General features: G+C 70.3%; 15 protein-coding genes. 7 read left to right on the top strand and 8 right to left on the bottom strand.

What is annotated here, in order from left to right:
• Window positions 1–54: 54 nt before the first annotated feature.
• The 6 genes from otsB (at window position 55) to INR38_RS00050 (ending at window position 5,640) form a co-directional block, all read left to right on the top strand.
• Entirely contained in the window at window positions 55–810 is a 756-nt protein-coding gene (gene otsB / locus INR38_RS00075) for a trehalose-phosphatase (protein WP_242698919.1), read from the top strand.
• Entirely contained in the window at window positions 807–2,333 is a 1,527-nt protein-coding gene (locus INR38_RS00070; RefSeq protein ID WP_207442476.1) for a trehalose-6-phosphate synthase, read from the top strand. The genes otsB and INR38_RS00070 overlap by 4 nt, the downstream gene beginning before the upstream one ends.
• Before the next feature lie 112 nt (window positions 2,334–2,445).
• Window positions 2,446–3,534: an acyl-CoA dehydrogenase family protein gene (locus INR38_RS00065; protein WP_207442477.1), complete on the top strand. Its 1,089-nt coding sequence runs from the start codon at window positions 2,446–2,448 to the stop codon at window positions 3,532–3,534.
• Entirely contained in the window at window positions 3,522–4,280 is a 759-nt protein-coding gene (locus INR38_RS00060; RefSeq protein ID WP_207442478.1) for a PIG-L family deacetylase, read from the top strand. Before INR38_RS00065 ends, INR38_RS00060 begins: the two co-directional genes overlap by 13 nt.
• Window positions 4,277–4,885: a class I SAM-dependent methyltransferase gene (locus INR38_RS00055; RefSeq protein ID WP_207442479.1), complete on the top strand. Its 609-nt coding sequence runs from the start codon at window positions 4,277–4,279 to the stop codon at window positions 4,883–4,885. The genes INR38_RS00060 and INR38_RS00055 overlap by 4 nt, the downstream gene beginning before the upstream one ends.
• A complete protein-coding gene (locus tag INR38_RS00050; protein WP_207442480.1) occupies window positions 4,882–5,640 on the top strand; it encodes a glycosyltransferase in 759 nt (252 codons plus the stop codon). Before INR38_RS00055 ends, INR38_RS00050 begins: the two co-directional genes overlap by 4 nt.
• Here INR38_RS00050 and INR38_RS00045 read toward each other — a convergent pair.
• From INR38_RS00045 to INR38_RS00035, 3 genes are all read right to left on the bottom strand, one after another.
• A complete protein-coding gene (locus tag INR38_RS00045; protein ID WP_207442481.1) occupies window positions 5,610–6,170 on the bottom strand; it encodes a DinB family protein in 561 nt (186 codons plus the stop codon). The two genes, INR38_RS00050 and INR38_RS00045, sit on opposite strands and share 31 nt — an antisense overlap.
• 22 nt (window positions 6,171–6,192) lie before the next feature.
• A complete protein-coding gene (locus INR38_RS00040; protein ID WP_207442482.1) occupies window positions 6,193–7,059 on the bottom strand; it encodes a PhzF family phenazine biosynthesis protein in 867 nt (288 codons plus the stop codon).
• Window positions 7,060–7,122: 63 nt separating this feature from the next.
• Window positions 7,123–7,527, bottom strand: coding sequence for a VOC family protein (locus tag INR38_RS00035; protein ID WP_207442483.1), 405 nt, complete (start codon window positions 7,525–7,527; stop codon window positions 7,123–7,125).
• A gap of 69 nt (window positions 7,528–7,596) precedes the next feature.
• On the opposite strand from INR38_RS00035, the gene INR38_RS00030 reads away from it, so the two are divergent.
• The gene (locus INR38_RS00030; RefSeq protein ID WP_207442484.1) at window positions 7,597–8,964 is read left to right on the top strand and encodes a PLP-dependent aminotransferase family protein; all 1,368 of its coding nucleotides are present in this window, start codon (window positions 7,597–7,599) and stop codon (window positions 8,962–8,964) included.
• Here the strand turns inward: INR38_RS00030 and INR38_RS00025 are convergent.
• The 5 genes from INR38_RS00025 to INR38_RS00005 are packed head-to-tail and all read right to left on the bottom strand — an operon-like array spanning window position 8,948 to window position 12,622.
• Complete coding sequence (locus INR38_RS00025) at window positions 8,948–9,388, bottom strand: nuclear transport factor 2 family protein (RefSeq protein ID WP_207442485.1); 441 nt, start codon at window positions 9,386–9,388, stop codon at window positions 8,948–8,950. The two genes, INR38_RS00030 and INR38_RS00025, sit on opposite strands and share 17 nt — an antisense overlap.
• Window positions 9,389–9,393: 5 nt before the next feature.
• Complete coding sequence (locus tag INR38_RS00020) at window positions 9,394–10,185, bottom strand: SDR family NAD(P)-dependent oxidoreductase (protein WP_207442486.1); 792 nt, start codon at window positions 10,183–10,185, stop codon at window positions 9,394–9,396.
• A gap of 5 nt (window positions 10,186–10,190) precedes the next feature.
• Window positions 10,191–10,751, bottom strand: coding sequence for a DUF3833 domain-containing protein (locus INR38_RS00015; RefSeq protein WP_043821604.1), 561 nt, complete (start codon window positions 10,749–10,751; stop codon window positions 10,191–10,193).
• Window positions 10,748–12,103, bottom strand: coding sequence for an MFS transporter (locus tag INR38_RS00010; protein ID WP_207442487.1), 1,356 nt, complete (start codon window positions 12,101–12,103; stop codon window positions 10,748–10,750). The genes INR38_RS00015 and INR38_RS00010 overlap by 4 nt, the downstream gene beginning before the upstream one ends.
• 18 nt (window positions 12,104–12,121) lie before the next feature.
• Window positions 12,122–12,622, bottom strand: coding sequence for a hypothetical protein (locus INR38_RS00005; RefSeq protein WP_242698918.1), 501 nt, complete (start codon window positions 12,620–12,622; stop codon window positions 12,122–12,124).
• Window positions 12,623–12,662 lie beyond the last annotated feature (40 nt).

Here is a 12,662-nt window from a genome sequence, read left to right as displayed (position 1 = left end):
ACAAGCGCTCGGCTGACGGCCGATGGACCCGGCACTCGATACCTTGGTCTCTCCATGGAAACACCTCCGCTCCCCACCTGCAGATCCGCGCTGTTCCTCGACTTCGATGGCACGCTCGTGCCCCTGGCCGAGACACCGGACGCCATCCGGCCGGATCCCGCCCTGCTCCCGCTGCTGGCCGGCCTGCAGGGCCGGCTCGATGGCGCGCTGGCCATCATCACAGGCCGTCAGATCGAGGTGCTGGACCGCTACCTGGCGCCGCTGTGCCTGCCCGCCGCCTGCGAGCATGGCCTGCAGCGGCGGGATGCCGCAGGCCGTCTGCACCCGCAGCCATTGGCCATGCCAGAGACCGTGCTGCAGTTGTGCAATGCCTTGGCGGCCGATCATCCCCGCCTGCTGGTGGAGCGCAAGCGCTCCTCGGTCGCACTGCACTACCGGCGCGCGCCAGAATTGGCGGCGCTGTGCCTGGATACATTGAGCCGCGCACTGCGGCACCTGCCCGGTCTGGAGCTGCTGCACGGCAAATGCGTGCTGGAGGTCAGGCCTGCGGGCGTGGACAAGGGCCGCGCCATTGCGGCCTTTCTGCGCGAAGAGCCGTTCGCCGGCCGCACCCCCGTGTTTGCCGGTGACGATGTCACGGACGAGAGCGGCTTTGCCGTGGTGCAGGCGCACGGCGGGATGGCGATCAAGGTGGGCGAAGGCGCAAGCGGGGCCCGCCACCGGCTGGACAGCCCGCAGGCCGTGCACGCCTGGCTGCAGTCCGCATGCATGCACCTGGCGGCACAGACCTGCGCGGAGGCCCTGCCATGAGCCGGCTGGTGGTGATCTCCAACCGCGTGGCCGATCCGTGCAGGACCGCAGCCGGGGGCCTTGCCGTGGCCATGGGCGATGCGCTGCGGCAGACGGGCGGCCTGTGGTTCGGCTGGAGCGGAACCGTCACCGACGACGGTGCCCAGGCCGCGCCTGCCGGCCATGTGCACCGCTCCCAGGCCGGCAAGGTCACACTGGCCACGGTGGACCTGGACCGTGCAGACCACGACAGCTACTACGCGGGCTACAGCAATGGCGTGCTGTGGCCCGTCTTCCATGGCCGGCTGGACCTGGCGAACTTCGACACGGGCCTTGCGGCCGGCTACCGCCGCGTGAACCAGCTGCTTGCGCGCCGTCTTCTGCCCCTGCTGGCGGAGGACGACATCCTCTGGGTGCATGACTACCACCTGATCCCGCTGGCGGCCGAGCTGCGCGCCCTGGGCTGCCGCCAGCGCATCGGCTTTTTCCTGCACATCCCATTGCCCCCGCCGACCCTGCTGGCGGCCATTCCCGAGCATGCATGGCTGATGCGCTGCCTGTTCGCCTATGACCTCGTGGGCCTGCAGACCCGACAGGACGTGCAGCATTTCGAGCGCTATGTCTGCGAGGAGGCGGGCGGCCAGGCCCTGGGCGACGGCGCATTCCGCGCCCATGGCCAGCGCCTGGTGTGCCGCGCCTTCCCCATAGGCATCGATGTGGATGGTTTCATGGCGCTTGCACAGGGCGGCGCCTCGCGGGACATGTACGAGCGCATGAAGCACGAATACGCCCAGCGCCGCCTGCTGCTGGGCATAGACCGGCTGGACTACTCCAAGGGCCTGCCGCAGCGCCTGCGCGCCTTCCGGGAGCTGCTGGCCCGCCATCCCGAGCAGCGCCGCAGCGCCACGCTGATCCAGATCGGCTCGCCCACGCGCGAGGGCCTGGACGCGTATGCCGACATACGGCGTGAACTCGAATCGCTGTGCGGCGCCATCAACGGCGACTACGGCGAGCTGGACTGGATGCCCGTGCGCTACATCCACCAGACCCTGCCGCGCGACGGCATTCCGGGCCTGTGCCGCGCGGCGGCCGTGGGCCTGGTCACCCCGCTGCGCGACGGCATGAACCTCGTGGCCAAGGAGTACGTGGCGGCCCAGGACCCGGCCGACCCGGGCGTGCTGGTGCTGTCGCGGTTTGCCGGCGCTGCCGAGCAGCTGCAGGAGGCGCTGCTGGTCAATCCCTACGACGTGCACGGTACGGCAGCCGTGGTGCAGCAGGCCCTGCAGATGCCGCTGCAGGAAAGGCGCCAGCGGCACCAGCGGCTGCTGCAGCGCATTGCCGAGCAGGATGTGCACTGGTGGCGCAAGGCCTTTCTGTCTGCCTTGAAAGAGGCCAGGTCGATGGAGCACAGGGAAAGGGAAGGCTTCGGCATCCCCGTTCCCTCGATCAGGCAGGAGCAGGCACCGCTGCGCCTGGAACTGGCCGCCTGCACTGCCGACGGCGTGGAACGGGACGCCTGCCGGTCGGTGGTCTCCGACAGGTAATGCCTTCCTGCTCCTGCGGCGCCGCGTTCATCCTCCCGGCACGATGGCATCGCCTGGCGTCTCCCCCCATTTTCCAGGCTGCGCAAGGCACGAAAAAGGAAGGTGAGCGGTGATGGCCCAGCACAACGACGAGCACGCCAATGCGTGGACATGCAGCGACACGCTGGCCCAGGCCTTGCGCGGCCATGCGGACCTGTCGCCGGCGGACCAATTGGCCCTGCTGGTAGCGCAGGGCGCCGACCGCCTGCCGCTGCCGGGCCATGGCCACACGCTGCAGCGCTGGCGAGCACTGGCCGAAGTGGCCGCCCACAGCCTGGGCCTGGCCAAGCTCTATGAAGGCCATACCGATGCCCTGGCCATCCTGTCCGAACTGCAGGCCGACCTGGCCACCGAGGGACTGCGCTGGGCCGTCTGGTGCGCCGAGCCGCCGGGCGAGCGCGTGCAGGCCACGGCGGCATCTCCCGACGCCACGCAACGCACGACGCTGCAGGCAGGCTCGGCGGTTCGCCTGTCCGGCCACAAGCCCTGGTGCTCCGGCGCACGCGCCGTGGACCGCGCCCTGGTCAGCGGCTGGCTGGCAGACGGCCAGCGCTGCCTGATCGCCGTCACCATGGACCAGCCCGGCATCCGCAGGGACGACAGCCACTGGCAGGCCGTGGGCATGGCCGCCAGCGCCAGCGCCGATGTGCACTTCGACGGCGCCACCGGCGTGCTGGTCGGGGCTCCGGGCCAGTACCTGAGCCGCCCCGGCTTTCACCACGGTGGCGCGGGAGTGGCCGCCTGCTGGTACGGTGCCGCCGCCCGCATTGCCAGCCATCTGCTGCAGACCGCCATCCAGGGCGGGGACCCGCATCGCCTGGCCCATCTGGGCGCGCTGGACGTGTCCCTGGGCAGCGCGGCCAGCCTGCTGCGCGAAGCTGCGGCAGACATCGATGCCACGCCATCGGACCCCTGCCTGCTGGCCGTGAGCCGCGCCCGCCTGGCCGTGGAAGCCGCCGCCGAAGAGGTGCTGCGGCGCGTGCCGCGCGCCATCGGTCCCGGCCCGCTGTGCAAGAACAGGGGCCTGGCGCAGCTGATGGCCGACCTGCCCGTCTTCATCCGCCAAAGCCATGCCGAGCGCGACCAGGCGGCGCTCGGCCGCCTGCTGGCCGAGAAGGCACAGGCCTCGCAGGCACCGGGAGGCGCGGCATGGATGCTGTGAAGCCGCGCCTCATCGAGGGCCGGGGCACGCCCGAATCGCGCTGGCAGGCCTGGTTTGCGCAACGCCGGCCAGCGCAGGTATCCATGGACGACCTGCTGGACGGCCGGCGCCGCGCCGTCATCGTCGCGCCGCACCCCGATGACGAAATCCTGGGCTGCGCCGGCCTGCTGCACCGCTGTGCCGAGCGGGGCATGCCCTGCCTCATCGTCTCCGTGACCGATGGAGGAGCCAGCCACCCCGACTCGACGCTGTGGCCGCCGCAGCGTCTGGTGCGCGAGCGCGTGCAGGAGAGCACCCAGGCCCTGGCCCTGCTTGCGCCGCAGGCGCAGGTGCTGCGGCTGGGCCTGCCCGACGGCCATATCGCCGAGCATGCAGCGCAGTTGCTGCAGCGGCTGGAGCAGTTGCTGCAGCCCTCGGACGCACTGCTGTGCACCTGGCGCGAAGACGGTCACCCGGACCACGAGGTCACTGGCCAGGCCTGCGCCACGGCGGCCGCTCGCACGGGCTGCCGGCTCTTCGAGCTGCCGATCTGGGCCTGGCACTGGGCCGAGCCCGGCGACACGCGCGTGCCCTGGCACCGCGCCGCCGCCATTGCGCTGGCACCGCAGGAACTGGCGCTCAAGCGCAAGGCCCTGTCGTGCTTTCGCAGCCAGCTGCTGCCAGACCCGTCCACGGGTCGCGACGCCGTCCTGCCGTCCTGGGCCACGCAGCGCCTGCTGCGTCCGTTTGAAGTGGTGTTTCTATGAACGGCGCCAGGCAGCACTTCGAGCAGATGTACCAGGCCGACCCCGACCCCTGGCAGGTCGCATCGCGCTGGTACGAGCGGCGCAAGCGCGACCTGCTGCTGGCCGCCCTGCCGCGCGAGCGCTATGCCTACGGCTTCGAGCCCGGCTGCGGCAATGGCGAGGCCACGCAGCGCCTGCTGCAGCGCTGCGACCGGCTGTGCGCCGTCGATTTCTCGGACAGGGCCGTGGATCTGTGCCGCCAGCGGATTGCACCGCAGGACCGCGCCCGCCTGGACCTGCAGGCCCTGCCCCTGCCCTGGCAATGGCCACAGGTGCCACAGATGCCGCAGCAAGGCTTCGATCTCATCGTGGTCTCGGAGCTCGCCTACTACTTCGACGACGCGGCACTGGCGCATTTCAACCGCCAGTGCCTGGCCTCGCTGCAGGGCGGCGGCCACTGGCTCATGTGCCACTGGCGGCATGGGGCGCACGATCACCTGCAGACCACTCGCACCCTGCATGACAGCGTGTCGGCCCATGCGCAGCTGCACTTGCTGCTGAGCCACAGCGAGCCGGATTTCCAGCTGGACATCTGGCAGAAAACCCCTGAAAGGACGGACAGATGATCGGCGTGTGCATCCCAGCCCATGACGAGGAAGACCTCATAGGCCGCTGCCTGGACAGCGTGTTTTGCGCGGCCGCCCATGCCGACCTGCAAGGCGAGACCGTGGCCGTCGTCGTGGTGCTGGACAGCTGCCAGGACGCCACCGAATCGGCCGTGCGCCGCTGGCCCGCCATCCCCTTGCCGATTGCCGCGCGCAACGTGGGCAAGGCCCGCGCGCTGGGGTCGGAGTACCTGCTGCTGCTGGGCGCCCGCTGGCTGGCATTCACGGATGCCGACACCACGGTCTCTCGGAGTTGGCTGGCAGACCAGCTGGCGCTTCAGTCCGACGTGGTCTGCGGCACAGTGCAAGTGGCCGACTGGTCGGCCCACGGCGTCCAGGCGGACACGGCGCGGCGGCACTTCGAGACCACCTACACGGACCGCGACGGCCACCGCCACGTGCACGGCGCCAACCTGGGCATCTCAGCCTGGCACTACCGCCAGGCCGGCGGGTTCGACGCACGCACCTGCGGCGAGGACCAGGACCTGGTGGACCGCCTGGCGGCCGGCGGCGCCCGCATCGCCTGGTCGGCCCGGCCCCGGGTGATGACCAGCGGCCGCGCCTACTCGCGCGTGGCCGACGGTTTTGCCGGTGCGCTGCGCCAGGGATGGGCCCTGCCCGGCGACGCGCCGCCTGAGCTGCCCGTGCTCCAGGGCGCCCTGGCGCAGCAGGCCCTGGCCCTGCATCAACCGCAGGCCGGCTCGTCCACGCGGTAGCAGTCCCTGAGGAACACCGGCAGGTCGTTGGCCGGCGGCACGAAGGGCACCTGGTACATCATGTCGCTGACAAAGCCACGGTGGTAGCTGCCGTGGTTCACCACGTGCAGCACGATCTGCTCGCGCGTCATGGCGCCCTGCCCGCCGCCCACGAACTCGAAGTGCACGACCTTCGCCAGTTCCTCGTCCGGGCACGCGTCGACGAACTCCACATACCAGCGGTCCATTGCGTGCACCGATTCCCACAGCGCCTGCAGCGTGGGCGTGTGGTCGGTGTTGCGCATGGTGTAGCCATGTTTGCGGCCCTGCAGGTGGTGCCTGAAGATGTCCTCCACCACAAGGACGTGGTTCAGCGTGCGCACCATGTTGCCGAAGCTCGTGGGCCGCTGCTTCAGGGCCTCGCCTTCGGGCAGCTCCATCACGCTCTTGAAGGTCAGGCCGTTGGCCCAGGCCTTGTAGCGCACCAGCATTTTCAGGTTGGCCCTGGCCGATGAGACGGGAGCGCGCGGGCTCTCTTGTATCGCTGTCATTCGTGGTTTCTTTCGGTGTGGATCAAAGGCCGCTCAGTGCGCCTTCGACATGGGTGCGCGCAGTGCCGCCCACCCAGACCTGGCCCGTGCCGTCACGGGTCAGGAAGATGCGGCCGTCACGGCCCAGGCAGCGGCCCTGGGCGGCAATGTAGTCGCTGTCCATCACCCCCGTCGCAAACAGCCACTGCGCCAGCGAGGCGTTGAGGCTGCCGGTGACGGGGTCTTCGACGATGGCGCCCTGGTGATCGGAGAAGAAGGCGCGCACCTCGCAGGCGGCAGGGCTGGCACCGCTGGCACCACCGACACCCCTGGCATAGGGCCCCACCACGCCCACGTCCATGCGCGTGGGCCACTGCCGGGCCGGGTTCAGCGCCAGCACCTGCTCGGCCGAGGCCAGGCGGATGCCCAGCCAGCCGGGGCCGTTGTCTATCCACGAGGCGCCCTGCACCTCTTCGGCAGTGATGCCCAGCATGCGCAGCGCGGCATCCAGCTCATCGGCGGTGGGCGCGCCAAAGCGCAGCATGGGCGGCGCGGCGAATGCCAGCCGCCCATGCTCCTGCCGTATCTGCACCAGCCCCGCCCCGCACTCCTGGACGATGTGGCCTGCGTTCCTGGGCGCACCGTGCTGGGACAGCCAGGCATGGCAGCTGCCCAGCGTGGGATGGCCGGCAAAAGGCATCTCCCGGTCCAGCGTGAAAATCCTCACGCGGTAGTCGGCCTGCGCCTGCGTGGGCGGCAGCAGGAACGCGGTTTCGGAGAGGTTGAACCAGCGTGTCAGTTGCTGCATCTGTGCGGTGGTCATCGCCTGCCCACCGGTGATCACGGCCAGCGGATTGCCGGACAGCGGGCCGCTGGCGAAAACGTCGACCATATGAACGGCAATGCTCATGAAGACGGTCCTTGTTGCATGGAAAGGAAAAGAAAGGGAGACGGGCGGCGGGCCCGTGCCGCGCTACGGCCGCACATCGGCGCGATGCACCACATGGACCTTGTTGCCGTCGGGATCGCGCAGGTAGGCGCCGTAGTAGCCATCGCCGTAATGCGGGCGCGGGCCGGGCGGGCCTTCGTCGCTGCCGCCCCGGGCCAGGCCGGCGGCATGGGCCGCGTCCACCGCGTCGGGCGACGGGGCCACAAAGGCCACCATGGCGCCATTGCCCACCGTGGCCGGCTCGCCGTTGAAGGGGCTGTAGACATAAAAGCGCGGCAAGGCCGCCGGCGGCGCCACCCAGCACAGCGCGGCCGGCCCGCCATCGGGCTGGACGGCGCGGCGCTGCAGTCCCAGCGGAAAAAGCACCGCGTCATAGAAGCGGCCGGCCCGCTCGAGATCTCGGGCGCCGACGGTGATGTGGCTGAACATGGAGTGAACGTTACACTATCGACAAATGAAATAGTGTCACGGCACACTCATTTTTTCCTTGCCCCGACCATGCTCCTGCCCTCCCCCTGGACGCCCCGTCTTGCGCGCATTGAAGCCAGTGCCGCCGAGCGGCTGGCGCGCGCCCTGGCCGACGACATCGTCGAAGGCCAGCTCGCCGGCGGCGACCGCCTCCCCGCCCACAGGGACCTGGCCGACAGGCTGCAGATCGGCCTGGGCTCGGTGACCAGGGCCTATGCGCTGCTGGAGCGCCGGGGGCTGACACGCAGCGTCAAGGGCCGGGGCACCTTCGTGGCGTCACAGCAGGCGCAGGCTGGCGAGGACATCGACCTGTCTTCCAACGCGCCGCCGGCCGCCATCAGTGCGCGCGTCCTGGCTCGTACGCTGACAGGGATTGCGCGCAGCATCGATACCGATCATTTCAACTTCTATGCCCCGCCCCAGGGCCACCTGGAGCATCGCCGCGTGCTCGTGCGCTGGCTGCAGACGCTGGGCCTGAACGTGGAACCCGACCACATGGTGCTGACCAGCAGCGCGCGCCAGGCTCTGTCCCTGGCCTTCGATCTGGTCTGCCAGCCCCAGGGCCAGCTGCTGACCGAGCGCATCACCTACCCCGGCGCCATTGCCCTGGCCCGGCGCAAGGGCTGCGCCCTGCAGGGCCTGGCCATCGACGCTCAGGGCCTGCTGCCGCAGGCGCTGGCCGATGCGCTGGAGGGCATTCCCGCCGCCGAAGGCAAGGTGGTCTACCTCACCCCCACGCTGCACAACCCGACCACGGCCACCATGGGCGCAGAGCGCAGGCAGGCGATCGTGGACATCTGCCGCAGCGCAGGCGCCTGGATCATCGAAGATGGCGTGTATGCCGCCTGCTTGACCGATCACGCACCCTTGGCCCATCTGGCCACGCTGGCGCCCGAGATCACGCTGCATGTGAACGGGCTGTCCAAGTCCCTGGGCCCGGGGCTGCAGGTGGGCATGCTGGTGCTGCCCGCTTCGCTGGGCGGCGCGGCTGTGGAGCTTGTGCAGGGGATGTCCATGGCGCCTTCGGCCCTCTCCTGCGCCGTGATCGATGAATGGCTGTCGCACGGCGTGGTCGCTTCCCTGCAGGCCGACCTGCGCCATGAGGCACAGCGGCGCTGCCGGCTGGCCGCATCACACCTCGCCCCGCACCTGAGTGGCTCCGGCCTGGTGCTGCACCCCGAGGCCTACAACGCCTGGCTGCCCATGGAGCGCGAAGCCGCCGGCCGCCTGGTATCGGCCGCAGCGGCGCTGGGCTTGAAGCTGACCGATCCGGGCTCGCTCATGGTGGACCCGCAGGAGCAGGCCAGCGGGCTGCGCATCTGCCTGGGTGCGCCGCGTTTCGACGCGCTGGACGGCGCCCTGGCGCAGTTGGCCCGGCTGCTTACTGCGGCGCCCTGAGCTTGTGCTGCAGCGCCCTGGCCACGGCGCCCAGCACGGGAACCTTGGCGAAGATTTCCTCCACCGGGTCCCAGAAATCGCGGTGCACTGCCACCAGCCCCTGCGCATCGAACTCCAGGTAGCTGGTGCCGCAGATGTGCATGGGCTGGCCGGATGCCCGCACAAAGCCCAGCTCCCACAGCAAGAAGCCGCTGTCCCCCTGCACCGCGCCGTGGCTGACGGCGAAGCGGGGCCGGTCGAGCTGCTCGAACATGTGGGAAAACACGCGCTCGATCGCGGCGTGGCCGCGCACCTCGTTGAACGGGTCCTTGAACAGGGCCTGCTCGGCATACAGGGACAGCAGCGCCGGCAGGTTGTCGCGGCGCAGGGCCTCGTAGGCCTGGGCCAAGCGGGCCAGTCGCGGATCGGATATGCCGCTGCTCATGGGTTTCATGCTCCGGTGAAGCGGCGGACCGCAGAGAAATACCAGGCGTCTGGCAGGCAGCGCAGCAGGCGCACCCAGCGCGTGAAGCGGCGCGGGAAATTCATCTCGAAACGCCCCTGCGCCCAGCCCTGCAGCATATGCCGGGCCGCCTCGTCGGCGCCAATCAGGGCCGGCATGCTGAAGCTGTTTTGCGCCGTCAGCGGCGTATCGACAAAGCCGGGATTGATGATGGACACGCCCAGGCCCAGGCCATGCAGGTCCAGATAGAGGTTTTCCGCCAGGTTGTTGAGCGCCGCCTTGGTGGGGCCATAGGCCAGGGACATGGGCAGTCCCCGGTAGCCGGCCACCGAGCCGACCAGGGCCAGATGGCCCCGGCCAGCCTTGAGCAGCATGGGCAGCGCGGCATCGAGCAGGTGCAGCACGCCGCCATAGTTCACGGCCAGGTGGTGCTGCATCTCGGCCAGGTCGAACTCGGTGGCGCGCAGGGGCCGGTAGTGGCCTGCGCAGTAGAGGATCAGGTCGGGCGCCCCGCCCGCGTGGGCCAGCACGGCCTGGGCGGCCGCATCCACGGCGGCGGCATCGGTCACGTCCAGCGGCAGGGCCAGGCAGCCCTCGCGGCTGCGCACGAAGTCCTGCAGCGCGCCGCCGTGCCGTGCGGAGACGATCACGCGGGCGCCCTGCCGGTGCAGCGCCTCGGCCGTGGCTCGCCCTATGCCCGAGGAGGCACCCACCACCCATGCCGAGCGTCCCTTCCAGTCAGCCAGCAGCGGGTTCAGCCCGCGCGAGAACAGCGGCATGGCCATCACTCCTTGACAAAGGACAGCGTCACATCGCCCAGGTGCACGCCGAGCTTGCTCATGGCCGTGCGGTTGAGCAGGGTGCGCCCGTCCATGAGGTACATCCAGTCATCCATGTGGACGTTCCAGACCCGCCCATTCACGGGCAGGGCCAGCACATAGCTCCAGCGGATGGCATTGCCCGCGCTCTGGCCCTGGGCCTCGCCCACCACGTCGTCGGCGCGGCCGCTGTAGCGGCCGTCGCCCAGGTGGCGGATATGCCAGACCCGCTCCTGCGTGCTGCCGTCGCTGTAGACGAAGTGCTCCTCCAGGGATCCCTCGTCGCCATTCCAGCGGCCCGTCATGCGCACGGTGAATCGCTTGACCACCTTGCCCGAGCGGTCCGTGAACATGCCGTGCGCCGTCAGCGGCCCGTTGAAATACTGGCGCAGGTCCAGCGTCGGCTGCTCCTTGGCGTAGTCCTGGACCGAAGGCCCGGCACAGCCCGCCAGGGACAGTGCCAAGGCCGCCCCCAGGCAGACGCGCCGCAGCGGCGAAAACGAAGCGCAGTGGGTGATGTGGCTCATGTGTGACTCCAGGAAGAATGCAATCGCTCGGCGCGCCAAAGCAGCAGCGCCGCCGCCAGCTTGAGCAGGCAGGGCAGCCCGCCATAGGCCCAGGCCAGCGCCTGCAGCCCGGCCGGGTCGGTGCCGCCGCTGCGGTAGCCCGCGGCGGACAGCAGGGGCAGGGCCAGGCCCGCAGCCAGGGCCAGGTTGAGCTTGGTGGCGCAGGTCCACCAGCCCAGGTAGCGGCCCTCGCCCCGGCCGCCCTGGCCGGACTCGTGGATCACGCCCGTGAGCAGTGCGCCCGGCAAGGCCAGGTCCGCGCCCAGGGCCAGCCCGCTGGCCAGGCAGATCACGGCAAAGGCCATGGCGTCGCCCGCGCCCAGCCAGGGCGTGAAGCCGAAGGCCAGCACGCTGGCCACCATGCCCGCCCGCCAGCTGGGCGCCAGGCCCCAGCGCGAGACGGCCTTCACCCACAGCGGCAGGCCCAGGGCCGCCGCGCCAAAGAAGCACAGCAGCAGCAGGGGCTGCAGTGCAGGCGCCTGCAGCCTGTCGGCCACAAAGAAGGGCAGCAAGGTGGCGGGCACGGCCGCGGCCACGCCATTGAGCATGAAGATGGCCAGCAGCCGGCGAAACCCGGCATCCGCCCACGGAGAAGTGGACAAGGCCAGGGTGGCCGAGGCCGGGGACTCCGGTTGCGGCATGCGGGACGCAGAGGACACATGGGACACATGGGACACATGGGACACATGGGGCACAGGAGCCACGGGCGCCCGGAGCCGGTACAGCCCCATAAGCCCCAGCGCCAGGCCCAGCGCCAGCACGGCGCTGGTGGCGTCAAGGCCCATCACGGCCGGCAGCACGCTGGCCAGCAGCACGCCCGCCAGCGTGGCGCCCTCGCGCCAGGCCGTCACACGGGCACGCCAGGCGGGCTGCCCGCCCCAGCGGGTGCCCCAGGCCTGGTGGAGGATGGTGACGAAGCTGTAGGCCAGTGTGCACACCAGCAGGCTGCCGGCCAGCCAGCCCAGCATGGCGGCCTCGGAGCCGCGCGGCGGATGCCACAGCGCCCCGAAACCCAGCACCATCAGCAGGCTGCCCAGCGCAGCCGCCCTCCAGGCCGGCCGCACACCCTGGCGCAGCAGCCTGTCGGCCTGGCGGCCAATGGCCGGATCGACCACGGCATCGAGCGCCCGCGTGGCCAGCAGCACCGCGCCCAGCCCGGCCAGCGGCGCGCCGGCCACGCTGGCGTAGTGGTAGGGCAGGTTCACATACAGGGGCAGGGACACAAAGGCCAGCGGCGCGGCCAGCCCGCCATAGGCCAGCCCTGTGCGCCAGGGCAGCACGGGGGCAGGAGCGGGGGCCGGGACGGAGGTCATGGCATGGTCCGCTGGCGTTCAGCCCTGGCCCAGCAGCGAGGTGCGCATGGCTGGCGCCGAGGTCTGCGGCGCCAGCCAGATGCCGAAGAACAGGCGCGCATAGTCGGCATCGCGCAGCTGCGCCGTCTGCCGGCCGTTGTGGAAAAAGCGCACATTGCCCTGCCCGTCGTTCAGGCCCAGCAGCCGGTCCTTGGCCACCACATCGGGAAAGGCCTGCTTCATCAGGTCCAGCCATTGGCGGGCCTGCTCTTCGGTGAAGCTGCCGACCCTGCGCATTTCGGCGATGGAGCGCTCGGCAATGGCCGCGCCTTCGAGCTTGCGGTCGTAGACCAGCTCCAGCGCAAACGGGTGGCGGGCGTAGTCCTCGGGCAGCAGTCCGGGCGCGGCCCACAGCCGCGCCTCATAGACGCGCAGGCCGAAAAAGCGCAGCACGGCCGTGCCCATCAGGCGCGCGGACGGCAGGGTGCTGCGCAGTTCGGCCGGAAGTTCGGCGGTCGGGGTGATGGCTCTTGTACACATCTCCGAGCCCACGTGACCGTACTAGAAAGCGTAAGCCGTC

It is taken from the genome of Delftia sp. SD018, assembly GCF_017355445.1.
Classification (GTDB): Bacteria; Pseudomonadota; Gammaproteobacteria; order Burkholderiales; family Burkholderiaceae_C; genus Comamonas; species Comamonas acidovorans.
Note: the sequence above shows the minus strand (reverse complement) of the source record. Positions and strands in the feature narration are given on the sequence as shown.